Below are 20,080 nucleotides of genomic sequence, written 5' to 3' on the forward strand. Positions count from 1 at the left end.
TAACAGAAACAATTACTTGGCGAAACTACGCTCACATACGGCTTGTTCTAAGCAGGCTTACAACCCTAGAGTGTGCACAGAACCACAAGGAGAGGTATATGGAGCGGCCCTGGTTTGCCAGTTACTCGGCTAATGTCCCCCACGAGATCGACGCTCGAGAGTTCGACTCGATCCCGGACGTGATCGCCAAGACCGTCGCACGCTACCCCGAGCGCGACGCGTTCATCAATATGGGGAAAGCGATTAGCTACGCCGAGCTTGACCGGCTTTCGAACGATTTTGCCGCATTTTTGCAACAGGATTTGCGACTGGCCCGCGGCGCCCGCGTCGCGGTGATGATGCCGAACCTGCTGCAGTATCCGATCGCGATTTTCGGCATTCTCAAGGCCGGCATGACGGTCGTGAACGTCAACCCGCTGTACACACCACGCGAACTTCAGCACCAGCTCAAGGACGCCGGCACCGATGCCATTGTCATTCTCGCCAATTTTGCCCACACCCTCGAAACCATCATCGCCGACACGCCGGTCAAGCAGGTGATCGTCACCGAGGTCGGCGATCTGCTCGGCTTCCCCAAGCGCCTGCTCGTCAATAGTGTTGTTCGGCACGTCAAGAAGATGGTCCCTGGTTATTCGCTGCCCGGCCACCTCGGCTTCAACGCCGCGCTTCGCCGCGGCAGCGCGCAACGACTGCAACCGGTCGCGCTCGGTCACGACGACCTGGCCTTCCTGCAATACACCGGCGGCACCACCGGCGTTGCCAAGGGCGCGATGCTGACACATGGCAACATCGTCGCCAACATGCAGCAGGCGCACGCCTGGATCCGCGATACCGTCGACGAAGGCAAGGAGCTGATCGTCACCGCGCTGCCGCTGTACCATATCTTCTGCCTGACGGCGAACTGCATGGTCTTTACCAAGGTCGGCGCGACCAACCTGCTGATCACCAACCCGCGTGACATTCCGGGCTTCGTCAAGGAGCTGGCCAAGTATCCGGTCACCTGCATGACCGGCGTCAATACGCTGTTCAACGCGCTCGCCAACAACCCCGATTTTCCCAAGCTCAACTTCCGCACCTGGAAGCTCGCGCTGGGCGGCGGCATGGCCGTCCAGCATGCAGTGGCGGACAAGTGGAAGAAGATCACCGGTGTACCGCTGGTCGAGGCCTACGGCCTGACCGAGACTTCGCCGGCGGCAATGATCAACCCGATGACGCTGAAGGAGTACAACGGCATGATCGGCCTGCCGGTGCCGTCGACCGACGCGCAGATCCGCGACGACGACGGCAATGTGCTCGCCACCGGCCAGGCCGGCGAACTGTTCATCAAGGGCCCCCAGGTCATGCGCGGTTACTGGCAACGGCCCGAGGAAACCGCCAAGGTCCTCGGCAACGACGGCTTCCTCGCAACCGGCGACGTCGCGGTGATGTCTCCGACCGGCTACTTCAAGCTGGTCGACCGCAAGAAGGACATGATCCTCGTCTCGGGCTTCAACGTGTACCCGAACGAAATCGAGGACGTCGTCGCCGATCACCCGGGCGTACTGGAGGTCGCGTGCATCGGCATCCCCGACGACAAGTCCGGTGAAGCGGTCAAGGTCTTCGTGGTCAAGAAGGATTCCGCCCTGAACGAACAGGACGTAATCAACCACTGTCGCGCCAATCTCACGAATTACAAGGTTCCGCGCGCAGTTGAGTTTCGAGACCAACTGCCGAAGTCAAATGTCGGTAAAATCCTGCGGAGAGAGCTGAAACCCCAATAAACCAACAGCCGGCCGGGTGCCCGAATGAATTTGTTGCCGTTTTTCAAACTGATGGCCGAACGACAAGCCTCCGACCTGTTTCTGTCGGCAGACTCGCCCATCGTCATCAAGATCAACGGTCAGTGCCACCCGGCCAATGCCCAAGTCCTGGGCGCGGACCATACGCGCCAGCTGATCTACCAGCTATTGAGTGCCGAGCAGATCGAACGCTTCGAGCGGGACTGGGAGCTCAATTTCCGGCTCACGCTGCCCGAGCTGGGCAATTTCCGCATCAACGTCTTTCGCACGCGCGGGGCAGCCGCCATGGTTGCCCGTTTCATTCGGCCCAAAGCGCAGACCATCGACGAGCTCGGTGTTCCGCCGGTACTGCGCGAGCTGATCATGGAAAAGCGCGGCATCATTCTCATCGTCGGCGCCACCGGTTCGGGCAAGTCATCAACCGTGTCGGCAATGCTCGAGCATCGCAGCGAACACCACCCCGGCCACATCCTCACGATCGAAGAACCGATCGAGCACCTGTACTCGCACCGCAAGAGCCTCGTCAATCAGCGCGAAATCGGCGTCGACACACACAGTTATGCCGAAGCCCTGAAGAACGCCATGCGCGAAGCGCCCGATGTGCTGATGATCGGCGAAATCCGCGACCGCGAAACCATGAACTATGCGCTGCAGTATGCCCAGGCCGGGCATCTGTGCATCTCGACGCTGCACGCCAATAACAGCTACCACTCGCTCTCGCGGATCGTGAACTTCTTCCCGCAGGAAGCACGCGAAGCCCTGCTGTACGACCTCTCGACCGCGCTGACTGCAGTCGTATCCCAACGGCTGGTGCGCAGCACAGCGGGGCAGCTGACGCCGGCAGTCGAGGTCATGCGCAACACCAACCGCATCGCCGAGCTGATCCGCAACGGCCAGCTCACCGATATCAAGGCAGCGATGGAGCAGACGCTCACCGAAGGCTCGCAAACCTTCGAGCAATCGCTGTACACGCTGTACCGCAACGGCAAGATCGAACTTGACGAAGCATTGCGCAACGCCGACTCAGCTACCAACCTGTCCTGGATGGTCAATAACAGCCAGAGCGTGCAGGAGCGTGAAGCAAGCAAGCACGAGACGCAAGCCGCCCCGCTCGCGCCTCAGGCCAGGGTCGACTTCGACATCGAGCTTCACTAAGCCCCTCGTCCTCGAGCCCCTCCTCGAACCGCCGGGAAGCTGGCAAGACCCAGCCTCACCGCCCAACGTCACCGGCTCCGCCGTAACACGAGCCCGTGTTGCCGTTTTTGTAGTGGTCAACTCATTCCGGACACTGCGTTAAGCTTTTCTTCCGCCACGGCCGGCGCCAGTCCGTCATTGAACTGATGCGGCCGCAGCCAGTTGTACCGATGCATCAGGTAATGACTGATGTCCCGGCGCGCTTCCTGCGCCGTCATGTAACCCACATGTGGCACCCACTCCGTCTTCAAGCTGCGGAACAGCCGCTCCATCGGCGCGTTATCCCAACAGTTTCCGCGTCGGCTCATGCTCTGCCCAATCCGGTAGCGCCACAGCCGCTGGCGGAACTTGCGACTGGCGTACTGGCCACCCTGGTCGGAGTGAAACAGCAGACCTTGCGGCCGGCCACGTTGTTCGTAGGCCATCTCGAGCGCTTGCACCACCAACTCTGCGTCCGGCCGAGATGAGAACGCCCAACCGACCACACGGCGCGTAAACAGGTCCAGCACCGCCGCTAGGTAATGCCAGCCACCTTGCACCCAGACATAAGTAATATCGCCGCACCAGACCTGATTCGGCCCGTCCACCACGAAACGCCGGTCCAGGCGGTTCGGAATGTCGATCCGCTCCACCGTGGCCCGCTTGTAGGCATGCGCACCCGGTTGCTTGCAGATCAGTCCCAGCTCCGCCATCAAGCGGCTGATCTTGAACCGTCCCAGCGTCATGCCTTGCTCGCGCAGCATGCCCATGATGCTGCGGCTGCCCGCTGAACTGCGGCTCTCGACAAACAGTTCATGCACCCGGCGACGTTGCGCGTGGCGTTCGGTATCTACGCGTTGGCAGCGTGCTCGATAAGCATACAGGCAGGATCTCGGCAGCTCGAACAGCGTACAGAGCAAGGCTAGCGGTTCATCCCGGCCGATCTGCTCGATCAGCGCGTACGTTCGATCCCTTCCGACATCAAGAGCGCGGTAGCCTTTTTTAAAATGGCCTTCTCGCGCTCAAGGCGATCGATACGTGCCTCCAGCGCCTGGATGTGCTGCTGCTCCGTCGTCATGGCCTTGCTCTGAGGCGTGATGCCCTGACGTTCCTGTTGCAGCTGCTGAACCCAGCGACGCAGCACCGATTCGGCGACGCCGACCGAGCGGCAGGCCTCGACGTGGCTGTACCCTTGGTCGAGCACCAGAGCCGCGGCCTTGCGCTTGAAGTCGGGGGAAAACGAACGGCGTTGTTTGGTCATCAGGCACCTCTTCATGGCGAGCATTCTCGCCTTAAATGGGTGTCCGGGTTTAGTAGACCACTACATTTCAGCCCCCTAAAGCAAAACCCCCCACCAGCTTTGCTGATGGGGGGTTTTCTATGGGGAGTCTGGCGATGACCTACTTTCACACGGGAACCCGCACTATCATCGGCGCTGAGTCGTTTCACGGTCCTGTTCGGGATGGGAAGGCGTGGGACCAACTCGCTATGGTCGCCAGACGTAACTGGTTGAGTTACGACTGTTTACTACTAGTCATATCTCTGAATTCGATAGAAGAAGCAAAGGCTCGGTTTGATTGTGTCGAGCTTGTCGCAACACACCCGAACCACGCGGTTCAGGTTATAGGATCAAGCCGCACGGGCAATTAGTATCGGTTAGCTTAACGCATTACTGCGCTTCCACACCCGACCTATCAACGTGGTGGTCTTCCACGACCCTTCAGGGGAATCAAGTTCCCAGGGAAATCTCATCTTGAGGCAAGTTTCGCGCTTAGATGCTTTCAGCGCTTATCTCTTCCGCATTTAGCTACCCGGCGATACCACTGGCGTGATAACCGGTACACCAGAGATGCGTCCACTCCGGTCCTCTCGTACTAGGAGCAGCCCCCCTCAAATTTCCAACGCCCACTGCAGATAGGGACCAAACTGTCTCACGACGTTTTGAACCCAGCTCACGTACCACTTTAAATGGCGAACAGCCATACCCTTGGGACCGGCTACAGCCCCAGGATGTGATGAGCCGACATCGAGGTGCCAAACTCCGCCGTCGATGTGAACTCTTGGGCGGAATCAGCCTGTTATCCCCGGAGTACCTTTTATCCGTTGAGCGATGGCCCTTCCATACAGAACCACCGGATCACTATGTCCTGCTTTCGCACCTGCTCGACGTGTCAGTCTCGCAGTCAAGCTACCTTGTGCCATTACACTATCAGTACGATGTCCGACCGTACCTAGGTAACCTTCGAGCTCCTCCGTTACACTTTGGGAGGAGACCGCCCCAGTCAAACTGCCTACCATGCACGGTCCCCGATCCGGATGACGGACCAAGGTTAGAACCTCAAAGGGGTCAGGGTGGTATTTCAAGGACGGCTCCACAGAAACTAGCGTCTCTGCTTCAAAGCCTCCCACCTATCCTACACAAACCACTTCAAAGTCCAATGCAAAGCTACAGTAAAGGTTCACGGGGTCTTTCCGTCTAGCAGCGGGGAGATTGCATCTTCACAAACACTTCAACTTCGCTGAGTCTCAGGAGGAGACAGTGTGGCCATCGTTACGCCATTCGTGCGGGTCGGAACTTACCCGACAAGGAATTTCGCTACCTTAGGACCGTTATAGTTACGGCCGCCGTTTACCGGGGCTTCGATCAAGAGCTTGCACCCCATCAATTAACCTTCCGGCACCGGGCAGGCGTCACACCCTATACGTCCACTTTCGTGTTAGCAGAGTGCTGTGTTTTTGATAAACAGTCGCAGCCACCTTTTCACTGCAACCTCTTCGAGCTCCACGAGCAAGTCGCTTCACCCTACAGAGGCACACCTTCTCCCGAAGTTACGGTGTCAATTTGCCGAGTTCCTTCTCCTGAGTTCTCTCAAGCGCCTTAGAATTCTCATCCTGCCCACCAGTGTCGGTTTGCGGTACGGTCAATTCTGAGCTGAAGCTTAGTGGCTTTTCCTGGAAGCATAGGATCAATCACTTCAGGCCCAATGGGCCCTCGTCGTCACGCCTCAGTGTTAACAGGGATCCGGATTTGCCTAAATCCCCCACCTACACGCTTAAACCACCTATTCCAACAGATGGCTGACCTACCTTTCTCCGTCCCCACATCGCACTCAGAATCGGTACAGGAATATTAACCTGTTTCCCATCGACTACGCTTTTCAGCCTCGCCTTAGGGGCCGACTCACCCTACGCCGATTAACGTTGCGTAGGAAACCTTGGGCTTTCGGCGAACGGGCTTTTCACCCGTTTTAACGCTACTCATGTCAGCATTCGCACTTCCGATACCTCCAGCAACCTTTACAAGTCACCTTCACAGGCTTACGGAACGCTCCCCTACCATATGTACAGAGTACATATCCGCGTCTTCGGTTATCAATTTGAGCCCCGTTACATCTTCCGCGCAGGACGACTCGACCAGTGAGCTATTACGCTTTCTTTAAATGATGGCTGCTTCTAAGCCAACATCCTGGCTGTCTATGCCTTCCCACCTCGTTTTCCACTTAATTGATCATTTGGGACCTTAGACGGCGGTCTGGGTTGTTTCCCTCTTGACACCGGACGTTAGCACCCGATGTCTGTCTCCCAAGCTCGCACTTAACGGTATTCAGAGTTTGCCATGGTTTGGTAAGTCGCGATGACCCCCTAGCCATAACAGTGCTTTACCCCCGTTAGTGATACTTGAGGCACTACCTAAATAGTTTTCGGGGAGAACCAGCTATTTCCAGGTTTGTTTAGCCTTTCACCCCTATCCACAGCTCATCCCCTAATTTTGCAACATTAGTGGGTTCGGACCTCCAGTGCGTGTTACCGCACCTTCATCCTGGCCATGGATAGATCACCTGGTTTCGGGTCTACGCCCAGCAACTGATCGCCCTATTCGGACTCGGTTTCCCTACGCCTCCCCTATTCGGTTAAGCTCGCTACTGAACGTAAGTCGCTGACCCATTATACAAAAGGTACGCAGTCACCCCACGAGGGGGCTCCCACTGTTTGTATGCATCCGGTTTCAGGTTCTATTTCACTCCCCTCCCGGGGTTCTTTTCGCCTTTCCCTCACGGTACTGGTTCACTATCGGTCGATCACGAGTATTTAGCCTTGGAGGATGGTCCCCCCATCTTCGGACAGGATTTCTCGTGTCCCGCCTTACTTGTCGTACGCTTAGTACCACGATGGTCTTTTCGTATACGGGGCTATCACCCACTATCGCCGGCCTTTCCATGCCGTTTTACTAAGACTACCGCTATCACGTACAGGCTCTTCCCATTTCGCTCGCCACTACTTTGGGAATCTCGGTTGATTTCTTTTCCTCCGGCTACTTAGATGTTTCAGTTCGCCGGGTTCGCCTCACATGACCTATGTATTCAGTCATGGATGACCCAAAAGGGCCGGGTTTCCCCATTCGGATATCTGCGGATCAAAGCTTGTTTGCCAGCTCCCCGCAGCTTTTCGCAGGCTGCCGCGTCCTTCATCGCCTGTGATCGCCAAGGCATCCACCAGATGCACTTAGTCGCTTGATCCTATAACCTCAAACACGTGGTTTGCGGCTACAAGCTGTGTTTGCGACTTCGAATTCTCTCGAATTCAAAACTCGATGCAATCAAACCCATTCATTACTGAATAAATTTGAGTCTTGCTTCTTCTATCTTGTTAAAGAGCGATACAGAGAATAAATCTCGTCCAACTGAAGCAGTCAGAATGAAATCCACGCAATCTCTCGATTGAATGCACTTGATTCTGAGTCCTTCCGGATCTAAACCAACACGGTGATGGCTCACCGCAAGGTGTGGAGGCAGACGGGATCGAACCGACGACCCTCTGCTTGCAAAGCAGATGCTCTCCCAACTGAGCTATGCCCCCATCGGATCAAACTGTTTGTCCATCCGCAAAGCAAATGGTGGGTCAAGCTGGAATCGAACCAGCGACCCCCGCCTTATCAAGACGGTGCTCTAACCGACTGAGCTACTGACCCAGTTCTCCGTATCTCTAACCTACAGCCGATGAGTGTGAATGCTTAATGAGGCATTATCTTTAAAGGAGGTGATCCAGCCGCAGGTTCCCCTACGGCTACCTTGTTACGACTTCACCCCAGTCATGAATCCTACCGTGGTAACCGGCCTCCCGAAGGTTAGCCTAGCTACTTCTGGTAAAACCCACTCCCATGGTGTGACGGGCGGTGTGTACAAGGCCCGGGAACGTATTCACCGCGACATGCTGATCCGCGATTACTAGCGATTCCGACTTCACGCAGTCGAGTTGCAGACTGCGATCCGGACTACGATTGGTTTTATGGGATTGGCTCCACCTCGCGGCTTCGCGACCCTCTGTGACCAACCATTGTATGACGTGTGAAGCCCTGGTCATAAGGGCCATGAGGACTTGACGTCATCCCCACCTTCCTCCGGTTTGTCACCGGCAGTCCCATTAAAGTGCTCAACTGAATGGTAGCAACTAATGGCAAGGGTTGCGCTCGTTGCGGGACTTAACCCAACATCTCACGACACGAGCTGACGACAGCCATGCAGCACCTGTGTTCTGGCTCCTTACGGCACTCCCAAATCTCTTCGGGATTCCAGACATGTCAAGACCAGGTAAGGTTTTTCGCGTTGCATCGAATTAATCCACATCATCCACCGCTTGTGCGGGCCCCCGTCAATTCCTTTGAGTTTTAACCTTGCGGCCGTACTCCCCAGGCGGTCTACTTCCCGCGTTAGCTGCGTTACTAAGCTCCGAAAAGCCCAACAACTAGTAGACATCGTTTAGGGCGTGGACTACCAGGGTATCTAATCCTGTTTGCTCCCCACGCTTTCGTCCATGAGTGTCAGTATCAGCCCAGGGGGTTGCCTTCGCCATCGGTGTTCCTCCGCATCTCTACGCATTTCACTGCTACACGCGGAATTCCACCCCCCTCTGCCGTACTCTAGCGAGCCAGTCAGCAATGCAGTTCCCAGGTTGAGCCCGGGGCTTTCACATCGCTCTTAACAAGCCACCTGCGGACGCTTTACGCCCAGTAATTCCGATTAACGCTTGGACCCTACGTATTACCGCGGCTGCTGGCACGTAGTTAGCCGGTCCTTATTCTTCAGGTACTGTCATCCCCGACCCGTATTAGGGGCCAGAATTTCCTCCCTGACAAAAGGGCTTTACAACCCGAAGGCCTTCTTCACCCACGCGGCATTGCTGGATCAGGCTTTCGCCCATTGTCCAAGATTCCCCACTGCTGCCTCCCGTAGGAGTCTGGGCCGTGTCTCAGTCCCAGTGTGGCGGGTCGTCCTCTCAGACCCGCTACTGATCGTCGCCTTGGTGAGCCTTTACCTCACCAACTAGCTAATCAGCCATCGGCCGCTCCAATAACGTGAGGTCTTGCGATCCCCCACTTTCCCCCTCAGGGCGTATGCGGTATTAGCTTGCCTTTCGGCAGGTTATCCCCCATTACTGGGCACGTTCCGATGTATTACTCACCCGTTCGCCACTAGATTGAAGAGCAAGCTCCTCAACCCCGTTCGACTTGCATGTGTAAAGCATGCCGCCAGCGTTCAATCTGAGCCAGGATCAAACTCTTTCGTTTAATCACTGAATAGTTGCGCACTTGCGTTAACTCAAAAAAACTCGCCCGACCACCGAAGCGGCCAGACTGCTTTCTATCATTTAAGTGCAAGCACTTGATGCACTCATCAAGCACTCACACTCATCGGCTGTAATTTGTTAAAGATCGCTTGCTTCAGGACGCTTCGCTCGGTAAACTCGGCGGGTTTCGCTTCGTTTCTTTCGCTGCGTCATCAGCAGAGAACGCAACTTTAAGCACTTCCCCGTCTTCCGTCAACACCCCGCCGCAACAATTTCGCAGCACAACCGATAAACCCCTGATCGGACAGCGAAATTTCAGCAGACCAAAATCCGACGCATTCGCATCAACCCGCCCTGCCCAGCGGCAAAGCTGACAAACCCATGCCAAATGCATGAAATCCGTCAGATTTTCCGCCTTGCAACCGCATTGTCGCGGGCGGCAGCATTGGGTGAGCCCTGCGCGCCAACGGCGCAATCGCGTAACGGCCGGGCATCTACTCTTAGATACCTTTAGTAGATACCTTTAGAAACTGACCGCCAGCCCGACCGACACGCCGGAGACGTTGTTGCCGAACACATAGCGCGTCACCAACCGGGTGCGCGTGACGATGATGTCGTACTTGCTCGAGTCGAGCTCGACCCCGAGGCCGAGCGAGGTCAGGTAATTGAAGCCGAGCGCGCCGCGCAGATCGCCCATGAACTGGGTCTGGGCAAACTCGAGCACGTAGCGGAACGGGCGGTCGAGCAGCGTCCAGTCGTCGATCGGTGCGCGATAGCGCGCCCACAGGCTGACGCTTTCGGCGCTGGCGTGTCCCTGCACCGCATCGGCACTGCCGCCGAAGCTCTTGAGCGGGATATTGCTGTAGCGCAGTTCGACGTCGATGTCGCGCTCCGGCTTCATGTCCTCGTAGTCGAGCATGATCGAGCCGCCGAGGCCGTAGGCGCTGAGCGAGCCGTTGTCGAGGAAGTTGAAGTCGCGGTCGAGCTTGTATTCGACGAACCACTTGGCGCCGGTCACGTCGCTGGCGACCTCGCCGATGGCGATGTTGAAGATCGGCCGCAGCACGAGGTTTTCGGCAATCGGGAAATCCCAGCCGATGCCGCCGCTGACGGCGAGGCTGTTCCAGCGCAGCGGCAGCTCCCGCTCGACCTTGCCGTCGGAGGCCAGGAAGGTCGGATCATAACGACTGTATGACAGCGCCCCTTCGAGGTAGACCGGCACCGATTTGCTCAGGGTGGCGCCGCCGCCGAGCTGGGACATCATCAGCCCCGTATCGCCGGTCGTTGTACTGCTGATCGACAGCGAGCTCGTCGTGATGTCCGGCACGACCGAATAGCCCATCAACGCCAGCACGCCGTTGGCGCGCCGCTGGATATTGCCGCCGATGAGGGACAACTCGCGGTCGTTCGCCTGCGCCTGCGGCAGCAGCGCCGCAGCAAGCAGGCCGGCGGACAGCGGCGCGCACATCGTCAACGACAAGGAGGCAAGCAGGATACGCATGAAGGCAGACGGCTGACGGTGGCAATGCGCCATTGTCTGCAAGTCGCGTTACAGTCACAACTGATGACACGCCTGCGCTGCAGTGCCTGCAACACCGCTGCGCCCGCGCTTGCTGCATCGGCCGGGTGCGGGTATGCGATAATCGTTCATCCCCGATGGAGTAAGCAGATGACCGCGCACGCGTTCACCACCCTGTTCGTTTTTGCGCTGACCGCCAGCGTGCTGCTGCAAATGTGGCTGGCGCAGCGCCACATCAACCACGTCCGCCGTCACCGGGGCGCGGTGCCGAACGAGTTCGCCAGCGAGATCAGCCTGCTGTCGCATCAGCGCGCCGCCGACTATACGGTGGCGAAAACGCGATTCGGCATGCTGACGGCGATCTGGGATGCGATCCTGCTCGTCGCATTCACGCTCGGTGGCGGCATCGGCTGGCTCTCGGCGCTGACGACCGACTGGTTCGGCCCCGGCATTCCCGCCGGCGTGGCGACGATCGCCCTGCTCGCACTGGCCAACACGCTGCTGACACTGCCGTTCTCGTGGATCTCGACGTTCCGGATCGAGACGGCGTTCGGCTTCAACCAGACGACGCCGGCGACCTTCGCCGCCGACCTCGTCAAGACCTCGCTGATCGCCGCGGCAATCGGCCTGCCGCTGGTGGCAGTCGTGCTGTGGCTGATGGATGCGATGGGCGACGCGTGGTGGCTGTGGGTGTGGGCGACGTGGGTCGGCTTCTCGCTGCTGCTGATGTGGGTGTTCCCGACCTGGATCGCGCCGCTGTTCAACAAGTTCGAGCCGCTGCCGGACGAGGGCCTGCGTGCGCGGATCGAAGCCTTGCTGAACCGCTGCGGTTTCCGCGCCGGCGGCATCTTCATGATGGACGGCAGCAAGCGCTCGAGCCACGGCAACGCCTATTTCACCGGTCTTGGCGCCAAGAAACGCATCGTTTTCTTCGACACCTTGCTCAAGCAGCTCAGCGGCGACGAGATCGAGGCCGTGCTTGCGCACGAGCTTGGCCACTTCAAGCGCCGCCACATCGTCAAACGGCTGGCGTGGACCTTCATATTGATGCTCGGCATGCTCTGGTTGCTGGGGCAGCTGAAAACGCAGCCGTGGTTTTACGAAGGGCTCGGCGTGTACGAGCCGACGACTGCCGCCGCGCTGGTGCTGTTCTTCCTAGTGCTGCCGGTGTTCACCTTCCTGTTCGGGCCGATCGGCTCGATGCTGTCCAGAAAGCACGAGTACGAGGCCGATGCCTACGCCGCCGAACAGGCGTCGAGCGGCGACCTGATCCACGCGCTGGTCAAGCTCTACCGCGACAATGCGGCGACGCTGACACCGGACCCGCTGCACAGCCTGTTCTACGACAGCCACCCGCCGGCCAGCCTGCGGATCGCTGCGTTGAAGCGACTCGGATGACGCGGACGGCTACAAAGAAGATTGGTGTCCGTAACCAGGAGCACGCCATGAGCCTCGCAACCGAACGCTGCATCCCCGATGCGCCCGCCATGCCGGTCGACGACACGGTCAAGCTTGCCGCCGCGCAGCTCGACGACTGGCAGGTGATCGGCCCGCAACTGGAAAAGACCTTCCGCTTCGGCAACTTCCACGAGACCATGGCGCTGGTGAACGCGATCGCCTGGATCGCCCACAGCCAGGACCACCATCCCGACCTCGAAGTCGACTACAACCGCTGCCGGGTGATCTGGAGCACGCACTCGGCCGGCGGGCTGACCCGCAACGATTTCATCTGCGCCGCACGCGTCGATGCCCTCTTCCCTGATAGCGATACCGAATGACCGATACCGCACAGATCATCGCCAGCCACGGCAGATCCTACATCGTCGAACTCCCCGACGGCAGCACCCGCATTGCCAGCGCGCGCGGCAAGAAAACCGACTATGCCTGCGGCGACCGGGTCACGATCAAGGTTTCCAGCGACGAGCAGGCGGTGATCGAAAAGGCGCTCAAGCGCGACACGCTGTTGTACCGGTCGGATGCCTGGCGCGAAAAACTGATCGCCGCCAACGTCACCCAGATCGTCGTCGTCGTCGCGCCGGTGCCGAGCTTCTTCGACGAACTGATCGGCCGCTGCCTGATTGCCGCCGAGGACGCCGGCATCCGGCCGCTGATCCTGCTGAACAAGTGCGACCTGCCCGAGGCCGGCGCCGCGCGCGCGCGGCTCGCCTATTATCGCGATCTCGGCTACGACGTCATTGAACTTGCCGCGACCGAGGACATCGCGCCGCTGCAGCCCTGGCTCGCGGACCATGTGTCGGTGCTGGTCGGCCAGTCGGGGATGGGCAAGTCGACGATCACCAATGCGCTGATTCCCGAGGCGCGCGCGCGGGTCAACGACATCTCGGTCGCGCTCGACTCGGGCAAGCACACGACGACCAACGCGACGCTGTACCACCTCGGGCCCGGCGCCGACCTGATCGACTCGCCGGGACTGCAGTCGTTCGGCCTCGCCCACGTGACCGCCGACGACCTGCCGCGACTGATGCCCGAGTTCCGCGAGCGGCTCGGCCAGTGCCGCTTCCACAACTGCCGGCACCGGCACGAGCCGGGTTGCGCCATCCTCGGCGCGGTCAGGGACGGGGCGATTCCGGACAGCCGGCTGCAACTGCTGCACCGGCTGCAGGACGAACTGGCGGCGGCGCAGACGTACTAGCCCGACCGCTCAGCTAGCGACTGCTCCACTGGGCTCAGGTGGTCACCAGCCGCTCGCAGACAAAGCGCCGATCCGGCACGAAGGGATAGATCGCGCTGCATACCTGCCCCTCGTCGTCCCGGACGAACTCGATTTCCAGCGGCCGGCCGATGATGGCAAAGCGGTTCCGGGCCAGCGGCTCCAGCCGGAAATTGCGCGTGAAGCCCATATGCAGGCGCAATTCGTCGCCGACCAGCTCCACTTGAAACGGCTGGCGATAGGCTTCGGGAAACCCGTCCGGCGGCTGATAGATGCCGGTGTATTGCGCCAGACAGTCCTCGAAACGCACCGGCTCGTCCGGCTGCACCCCCAAAGCAGTACACAAGGCCGCCTGGTATCCGGCCCAGTCCCGCGCGGTGGTATCGATGCGCAGCCGCGCAAACGGGTATGCGGTCGCAAACGTCGCCAGCTGCAGCTGGCTTTCGACAAAGAACGCGATCAGCCCGCTCTCGCCGGTCTGCTGCGCGGCACGCTGCACCGGGTAGTCGGCCACATCGGCAGCAACCAGCGCAGCCCAGGCGTGGCCACGTTCCGCAATCGTTTCCTGCAGTACCCGCGCCACATCGCACACCAGATGGATCAGGCAGGGCCGAAACCGGGCGAGAAGCGGATACAGCGCCTTCAAGTACGCATCAATGCCGGGCCGGCTTACGCCATGCGCGAGCAGTACCTTGATCGTCGAATGAAAGAAGGCACCATCAAGACAGAGGATGTCCGCCGACCTGTCGATCCGGGCCAGCAGGCTTTGCCAGCACACCAGCAGGCTGGTGATCGCCGCACCCTCGCCACTCCCGACCTGCGCATGAAACGGGGCGAACACCGCCTCGTTGAGCTCATGCTCTTCCAGCCAGTACACGCATCGGCCGCTTGCCTCCAGCTGCCGGGCAAGATGCTGCGACAGGCAGGACTTGCCGGCGCCAGGTGCACCTTCGAAAAACAGAATGCGTACGTCGTTCATTTCTTGCAGCCACATCATGCCGTCGGAATTTCGGAGTATATGGCGCTGCCATGGCACATGGCCGGCCGGTTCAACACACGGCAAGCGTGGCCAAATCGCTTCCCCGGCCTAGCGCCAGCGACGACGACTGGCCCGCTTGCGCAGCGCCAGCCAGATGTAGACCCGCCAGATGCCGTGCACGGCCACGAAGCCGCCGACGGCGAGCAGTGCCGCCAGCACCGGCAGGCCGATCAGCAGGGGCATGCCGAGCGAGAGCATCCAGTGCCACATGGCCTGGACCCAATCGAGCATCGTCAGCCCGGACCAGCCCGGCATCGGCGGTACGTGCTCCCCGCCGCCCAGCCCGGTGATGAAACCGCCGAGCTTGACCGCAATCCAGTAAAGCGGGCCGATCGTCAGCGGATTGGTGTAGAAGGTCGCGAACACGGCAACCGGCAGATTGACGCGAAAACCCAGTGCCAGCAGGCTGGCGGTGATCACCTGCAACGGCCCCGGAATCATCCCGCCGATCATCCCCGCGGCAACGCCGCCGGCGACCGAGTGCCGGTTCAGATGCCATAGATTGGGATGGGAAAACCAGTGCGCGTAGCGACGCAGGAACGCATTCTTCTTCAGCGTGGCATGGTCGGGCAGCAATCGCCGCAGGAAACGTCGGGGCATGAAAACCTTGTTCTGAGTTTTATGAATCGGCAGGGACTGCTGCAACTGTATACCGCCGCTGCCGCCATCCGGCGCCTTTCGCAAGATCGGCCCGCTGCAGCGCGCTATCCGGCAACCGGCGCAGAGGTAAAAAACGGGGCCACGGCTGCTTATGATTGCAATCATCAAAATATCGCCTTCTACTGACCCGGTGAATGGGGCAAAATTCCTGACTTATCGCTAATCCATTGATGCCATGGTCGCCGTTACCCGCCCACTCGCCCAGTCGATTGCTGAAGCCGCCAACCCGCAAGGCTGGCTGGCGCAGCTGTCCGACCGCTACCCGCCCGAGGCGATGAGCCGCCTGAAGGCGGCGCTGGCGTGGGCGGCCGAGTGTTACGGCGACGAACGGCTGCCGGACATCGGCGAACTGATCTTCCCGCACTCGGTGGCCAGCGCGGCCATCGTCGCCGACCTGCGGCTCGACGCCGACGCGGTGATTGCCGCGCTGCTGTTCGCCGTGCCCGACCATCTGAAGGATGCCGCGGTCGAGATCGAAAAGCGCTTCGGCAAGGACGTCGCCACGCTGGTCGACGGCGTCAACCGCGTGCGCAAGATCCGCCAGCTCACGGTCTCGGCGGTGCACAAGCCGCAAGAGGCCGCGGCGCAGATCGAATCGATCCGCAAGATGCTGCTGGCGATGGTCGAGGACATGCGCGTCGTGCTGATCAAGCTGGCATGGCGCACCCAGACCATGCACGTGCTCGGCCAGGCGAGCGACGAGGTGCGCCGCCGCATCGCCGACGAGACGCTCGACTTCTTCGCGCCGCTCGCCAACCGGCTCGGTGTCTGGCAGATCAAGTGGGAGCTCGAAGACCTCGGCTTCCGCTACCAGCACCCGGACGTCTACAAGAAGATCGCCAAGCTGCTCGACGAGCGCCGGATCGACCGGCAGCAGTTCATCGACGACGTGATCGGCAAGCTGCGCATCGAGCTCACCGCCGCCGGTGTCGAGCACGCCAGCCTGATGGGCCGGCCCAAGCACATCTACAGCATCTACAAGAAGATGCAGAAGAAGAAGCTCGACTTCTCCGAGCTGTACGACATCCGCGCGGTGCGCGTACTGGTCGACGACGTCAAGGACTGCTACACGGTGCTCGGCATCGTCCACAACCTGTGGCAGCCGATCCCGGGCGAATTCGACGACTACATCGCCAACCCGAAGGGCAATTTCTACCGCAGCCTGCACACCGCGGTGATCGGCCCCAACGACAAGGCGCTCGAGGTGCAGATCCGCACCTTCGAGATGCACGAGCACGCCGAATTCGGCGTCGCCGCGCACTGGCGCTACAAGGAAGGCGGCAAGGGCGACAGCAAGTACGAAGAGAAGATCGCCTGGCTGCGCCAGCTGCTCGACTGGAAGAGCGACGTCGTCGGCGAGGGCGAGCTGGCCGACGCGTTCAAGGCCGAACTGTTCGACGACACGATCTACGTGCTGACGCCGGCCGGCCGCGTCATCGCCCTGCCCAAGGACAGCACGCCGGTCGACTTCGCCTACCACCTGCACACCGACCTCGGTCACCGCTGCCGCGGCGCCAAGGTCGACGGCGCCATCGTGCCGCTGTCGACGTCGCTGAAGAACGGCCAGCGCGTCGAAATCCTGTCTGCCAAGGAAGGCGGTCCGAGCCTCGACTGGCTGCATCAGGGCTATGTGAAGAGCCACCGTGCGGCGCAGAAGATCCGCTACTGGATCCGCCAGCAGAACCTCGACGTCGCGATCGAGGCCGGCCGCACGCTCTATGACAAGGAGGCCGCGCGCGTCGGCCGCACCCAGGCCAGGCAGGACGACGTCGCGCACCGGCTCGGCTTCAAGACCGTCGACGAAATGCTCGCCGCGCTCGGTCAGGGCGAGCTGACCCTGCGCGCGCTGGCCGAGTCGCTGACCTTCGACGAAAAGCCGCAAACGCCGGAAGAACCGGTCCACCCCGACGACGTGATCCGCCGCGCCCGCGCCGACCAGCGCGGCGAGGGCATCCTGATCGAGGGCGTCGACAAGCTGATGACGATGCTCGCCCGGTGCTGCAAACCGGTGCCGCCCGATGCGGTCTGCGGTTTCGTCACCAAGGGGCGCGGCATCTCGATCCACCGCAGCGACTGCCCGACGCTCAAGCGCCTGGCCACCGAGGCGCCGGAGCGGCTGATCAAGGCCGACTGGGGCATCACGCAGGCCGGCGGCGTGTTCTCGACCGACATCCTCGTCGAAGCGCAGGACCGCACCAGCCTGCTGCGCGACCTCTCGGACGTGATGTCGCGCGAGAAGATCAACGTCACCGCGGTCAACACGCTGTCGCGCGACACGCTGGCGCGGATGCGCTTCACCGTCGAAATCCAGCGTGTCGACGACCTGCCGCGCATCTTCACCCGGCTGAACGAGGTGCCCGGCGTGCTGCGCGTGATCCGACTCTGACACCGCCCTGCCCCGCAACAGGCCGGCCCGTGTGGCCGGCTTTTTTTCGACGGCAAAGCACGGACCGCGCCTGAAAGCAAATGCGAGCGACATCAAACCGACACTTTCATACCGCGCGTCGGCTTCGCACCGCATCGCCGGTTCAACCTTATTGGCGTCATCACCCGAATGACATATGGTCGCGCCTCAAAGCTATAACACCGAAGTCTGATACAGGACTCGACCACTCGCCCCGGGAGATGCAATGCAATCACTACGCACCAAACTCGTCGTTTTCGTCGCCGCGCTGTCCGCGCTGATCACCGTTGCACTGTCGGTCGCCGCGTATACCAGCCAGCGCGCGCAGATCCTCGATTCGCTGGCCAGCGAGATCAACAGTACCGCCATCGGCTACAACGTCGCGCTGACCAACTGGGTCGAAGGCAAGCAGCACATCGTCGCCGGCACCGCACATGCGCTCGGCAGCGCCACCGAGCTGCTGCCGCCGCTGGTACAGGCGGCCAAGAGCGCCAAGTTCGACAGTACCTATATCGGCACCGTCGACAAGCAGATGCAGCAGGACCACCCGATCCCGCTGCCCAAGGACTACGACCCGACCTCGCGCCCTTGGTACAAGCAGGCCGTCGGCGCCGGCAAGGCCATCGTCACCGCGCCGTATGTCGACGCGTCGACCAAGCAACTGGTGCTGACCTTCGCCGCACCGGTCAAGGATGCCGCCGGCAACCTCAAGGGCGTCGCCGCGGCCGACATCTATCTCGACGGCGTGGTCAAGGACGTGCTGAACATCAAGCTGCCCGGTAACGGCTACGCCTTCCTCGCCGGCAAGGACGGCAAGGTGCTCGCGCATGCCGATGGCGGCAAGGTACTCAAGCCGGTCAGCGATTTCGCGCCCGAGATGAGCGCCGAGAAGATGGCCGCCATCGCCGGCAACAGCGCGCTGAGCGAGGTCGACGTCGACGGTGCGGCCAAGTTCGTCGACATCCAGCCGATCGACGGCACCGAGTTCGAGCTGGTGCTCGTCGTCGACAAGGCCGTCGCGCTGGCGCCGCTCAGGCATTTGCTGTGGCTGAGCGTCGGCGCGCTCGCGGTCATGCTCGCGGTGATCGTGCCGCTGTCGGGCGTGCTGGTTCGGCGGATGCTCGCCGGCCTCGTGCGCGTTCGCGACGCGATGAGCGAAATCGCCAAGGGTGGCGGCGACCTGACCCGCAAGATCGACGTGGCCGGCAATGACGAAATCGCCGAAACCGCGCAAGCCTTCAACCGCTTTACCGACCAGCTCCGCGGCATGTTCGGCGAGCTGCAGCGCGAGAACGAGCAGCTGACGCGCGGCGTGGCCGACATCGACCAGTTGGTCAAGCAGCTGTCGACCGACTCGCAGGCGCTGTCCGACCTGTCGGCGTCGAACGCGGCGACGATCGAGGAAATCACCGTCAGCATCAGCCATATCGCCGACAACGCCCGCGAGGCCGACAGCCTCGTCAACGCCACCGGCGCGCTCTCGGGCGAATCGGCCGCAACCGTCAAGGCCGTTGCCGACGAGGTCGGCAAGTCGGCCGAAGCGGTCAGCGAGCTTGCCGGCCTGCTCGACGGGCTGAACCAGCGCGCCCAGGACATCAGCGGCATCATCCGCGTGATCAGCGACATCGCCGACCAGACCAATCTGCTGGCGCTGAACGCAGCGATCGAAGCCGCCCGCGCCGGCGAAACCGGCCGCGGCTTCGCCGTGGTCGCCGACGAGGTCCGCAAGCTCGCCGAGCGCACCGGCCAGGCGACGCTGCAAATCACCGGCATGATCGACGGCGTGCGTACCGAGACCGCTGCCGCGGTCAGCAATATGGAGCGCACGCACGCCGCCGTGCAGAGCGGCGTGTCGCTGTCGAACACCGCCGCCGAGAAGATCGCCCATATCCGCGAGAACATGGACGAAGTGATGCGACGGATGGGCGAGATCGCGCTGTCGACCAGCGAGCAGCAGAACGCGACGACGGCGATGGCGCAAAGCGCCGAGCACATCACCACGCAGATGCACAAGTCGGACGCTGCGATGCAGCGCGCCACGTCGACGGTGCATCAGCTCAACGAGATGGCGACCTTCCTGCGGCAGATGTTCGGCAAGTTCAAGCTGTGAAGCGCCCGCCGGTCATTTGGTTGCAAAAAGCAATAACAAGAAAAATGAATGGTTGATATGTAAATTTTCGCATCATCAAGCGTAACTCGTTCCGCTGTACGGGCCGCTGACAGCGCATATGATGGTTTCAGGAACTCAGGTTCCTAAATACGAGAGATTCCA

The 20,080-nt window shown here is 60.7% G+C and carries 11 protein-coding genes, 2 tRNA genes and 3 rRNA genes; 7 read left to right on the forward strand and 9 right to left on the reverse strand.

Annotated elements, in window-relative coordinates:
- Nucleotides 1–98 precede the first annotated feature (98 nt).
- Both BJP62_RS03110 and BJP62_RS03115 read left to right on the forward strand, forming a co-directional pair.
- A complete protein-coding gene (locus tag BJP62_RS03110) occupies nucleotides 99–1,760 on the forward strand; it encodes an AMP-binding protein (RefSeq protein ID WP_070526406.1) in 1,662 nt (553 codons plus the stop codon).
- A 51-nt stretch (nucleotides 1,761–1,811) separates the two neighbouring features.
- A complete protein-coding gene (locus BJP62_RS03115; RefSeq protein ID WP_236943650.1) occupies nucleotides 1,812–2,933 on the forward strand; it encodes a PilT/PilU family type 4a pilus ATPase in 1,122 nt (373 codons plus the stop codon).
- Nucleotides 2,934–3,049: 116 nt separating this feature from the next.
- Here the strand turns inward: BJP62_RS03115 and BJP62_RS17820 are convergent.
- From BJP62_RS17820 to BJP62_RS03155, 7 genes are all read right to left on the reverse strand, one after another.
- A protein-coding gene (locus tag BJP62_RS17820) for an IS3 family transposase (protein ID WP_145927081.1) occupies nucleotides 3,050–4,212 on the reverse strand; the annotation gives its coding sequence in 2 pieces (ribosomal slippage) (nucleotides 3,050–3,957 and nucleotides 3,957–4,212; 1,164 coding nt in all).
- A 126-nt stretch (nucleotides 4,213–4,338) separates the two neighbouring features.
- Nucleotides 4,339–4,451, reverse strand: a 5S ribosomal RNA gene (rrf, locus tag BJP62_RS03130).
- 125 nt (nucleotides 4,452–4,576) lie between these two features.
- Nucleotides 4,577–7,468, reverse strand: a 23S ribosomal RNA gene (locus tag BJP62_RS03135).
- Nucleotides 7,469–7,735: 267 nt separating this feature from the next.
- Nucleotides 7,736–7,808: transfer RNA gene (locus tag BJP62_RS03140), tRNA-Ala, on the reverse strand.
- A gap of 35 nt (nucleotides 7,809–7,843) precedes the next feature.
- Nucleotides 7,844–7,920: transfer RNA gene (locus BJP62_RS03145), tRNA-Ile, on the reverse strand.
- A 61-nt stretch (nucleotides 7,921–7,981) separates the two neighbouring features.
- Nucleotides 7,982–9,516: ribosomal RNA gene (locus BJP62_RS03150) — 16S ribosomal RNA — on the reverse strand.
- The 16S, 23S and 5S rRNA genes sit together here with 2 tRNA genes alongside, the layout of an rRNA operon.
- A gap of 522 nt (nucleotides 9,517–10,038) precedes the next feature.
- Nucleotides 10,039–11,016: a hypothetical protein gene (locus tag BJP62_RS03155; protein WP_070526413.1), complete on the reverse strand. Its 978-nt coding sequence runs from the start codon at nucleotides 11,014–11,016 to the stop codon at nucleotides 10,039–10,041.
- Between the two features lie 168 nt (nucleotides 11,017–11,184).
- Here BJP62_RS03155 and BJP62_RS03160 point away from each other — a divergent pair, with 168 nt between their 5' ends.
- The 3 genes from BJP62_RS03160 to rsgA are packed head-to-tail and all read left to right on the forward strand — an operon-like array spanning nucleotide 11,185 to nucleotide 13,687.
- A complete protein-coding gene (locus tag BJP62_RS03160; protein WP_070526416.1) occupies nucleotides 11,185–12,432 on the forward strand; it encodes a M48 family metallopeptidase in 1,248 nt (415 codons plus the stop codon).
- Nucleotides 12,433–12,479: 47 nt separating this feature from the next.
- A complete protein-coding gene (locus BJP62_RS03165; protein WP_070526419.1) occupies nucleotides 12,480–12,812 on the forward strand; it encodes a 4a-hydroxytetrahydrobiopterin dehydratase in 333 nt (110 codons plus the stop codon).
- Nucleotides 12,809–13,687, forward strand: a complete 879-nt coding sequence (rsgA, locus tag BJP62_RS03170) for a ribosome small subunit-dependent GTPase A (RefSeq protein ID WP_070526422.1) — start codon at nucleotides 12,809–12,811, stop codon at nucleotides 13,685–13,687. The genes BJP62_RS03165 and rsgA overlap by 4 nt, the downstream gene beginning before the upstream one ends.
- A 34-nt stretch (nucleotides 13,688–13,721) precedes the next feature.
- On the opposite strand, the gene BJP62_RS03175 is transcribed toward rsgA, so the two are convergent.
- Nucleotides 13,722–14,702 (reverse strand): hypothetical protein, encoded by a 981-nt coding sequence (locus BJP62_RS03175; RefSeq protein ID WP_070526424.1) that lies wholly within the window; start codon nucleotides 14,700–14,702, stop codon nucleotides 13,722–13,724.
- A gap of 90 nt (nucleotides 14,703–14,792) precedes the next feature.
- The gene (locus BJP62_RS03180) at nucleotides 14,793–15,344 is read right to left on the reverse strand and encodes a DUF2062 domain-containing protein (RefSeq protein WP_070526427.1); all 552 of its coding nucleotides are present in this window, start codon (nucleotides 15,342–15,344) and stop codon (nucleotides 14,793–14,795) included.
- 235 nt (nucleotides 15,345–15,579) lie between these two features.
- Here BJP62_RS03180 and BJP62_RS03185 point away from each other — a divergent pair, with 235 nt between their 5' ends.
- Together BJP62_RS03185 and BJP62_RS03190 are read left to right on the forward strand one after the other, a co-directional pair.
- Nucleotides 15,580–17,790, forward strand: coding sequence for a bifunctional (p)ppGpp synthetase/guanosine-3',5'-bis(diphosphate) 3'-pyrophosphohydrolase (locus BJP62_RS03185; protein WP_070526430.1), 2,211 nt, complete (start codon nucleotides 15,580–15,582; stop codon nucleotides 17,788–17,790).
- Nucleotides 17,791–18,034: 244 nt separating this feature from the next.
- Entirely contained in the window at nucleotides 18,035–19,918 is a 1,884-nt protein-coding gene (locus BJP62_RS03190) for a methyl-accepting chemotaxis protein (protein ID WP_070526432.1), read from the forward strand.
- Nucleotides 19,919–20,080 lie beyond the last annotated feature (162 nt).

Source organism: Jeongeupia sp. USM3 (assembly GCF_001808185.1).
Lineage (GTDB): Bacteria > Pseudomonadota > Gammaproteobacteria > Burkholderiales > Chitinibacteraceae > Jeongeupia.

Bases quoted from the DNA above. Each gene is read 5' to 3' on its own strand.
- BJP62_RS03115 (WP_236943650.1), top strand. From the start codon at position 1,812: ATGGCCGAACGACAAGCCTCCGACCTGTTTCTGTCGGCAGACTCGCCC.
- BJP62_RS03175 (WP_070526424.1), bottom strand. From the start codon at position 14,702: ATGATGTGGCTGCAAGAAATGAACGACGTACGCATTCTGTTTTTCGAA.
- BJP62_RS03155 (WP_070526413.1), bottom strand. From the start codon at position 11,016: ATGCGTATCCTGCTTGCCTCCTTGTCGTTGACGATGTGCGCGCCGCTG.
- rsgA (WP_070526422.1), top strand. From the start codon at position 12,809: ATGACCGATACCGCACAGATCATCGCCAGCCACGGCAGATCCTACATC.
- BJP62_RS03165 (WP_070526419.1), top strand. From the start codon at position 12,480: ATGAGCCTCGCAACCGAACGCTGCATCCCCGATGCGCCCGCCATGCCG.
- BJP62_RS03190 (WP_070526432.1), top strand. From the start codon at position 18,035: ATGCAATCACTACGCACCAAACTCGTCGTTTTCGTCGCCGCGCTGTCC.
- BJP62_RS03160 (WP_070526416.1), top strand. From the start codon at position 11,185: ATGACCGCGCACGCGTTCACCACCCTGTTCGTTTTTGCGCTGACCGCC.
- BJP62_RS03185 (WP_070526430.1), top strand. From the start codon at position 15,580: ATGGTCGCCGTTACCCGCCCACTCGCCCAGTCGATTGCTGAAGCCGCC.
- BJP62_RS03110 (WP_070526406.1), top strand. From the start codon at position 99: ATGGAGCGGCCCTGGTTTGCCAGTTACTCGGCTAATGTCCCCCACGAG.
- BJP62_RS03180 (WP_070526427.1), bottom strand. From the start codon at position 15,344: ATGCCCCGACGTTTCCTGCGGCGATTGCTGCCCGACCATGCCACGCTG.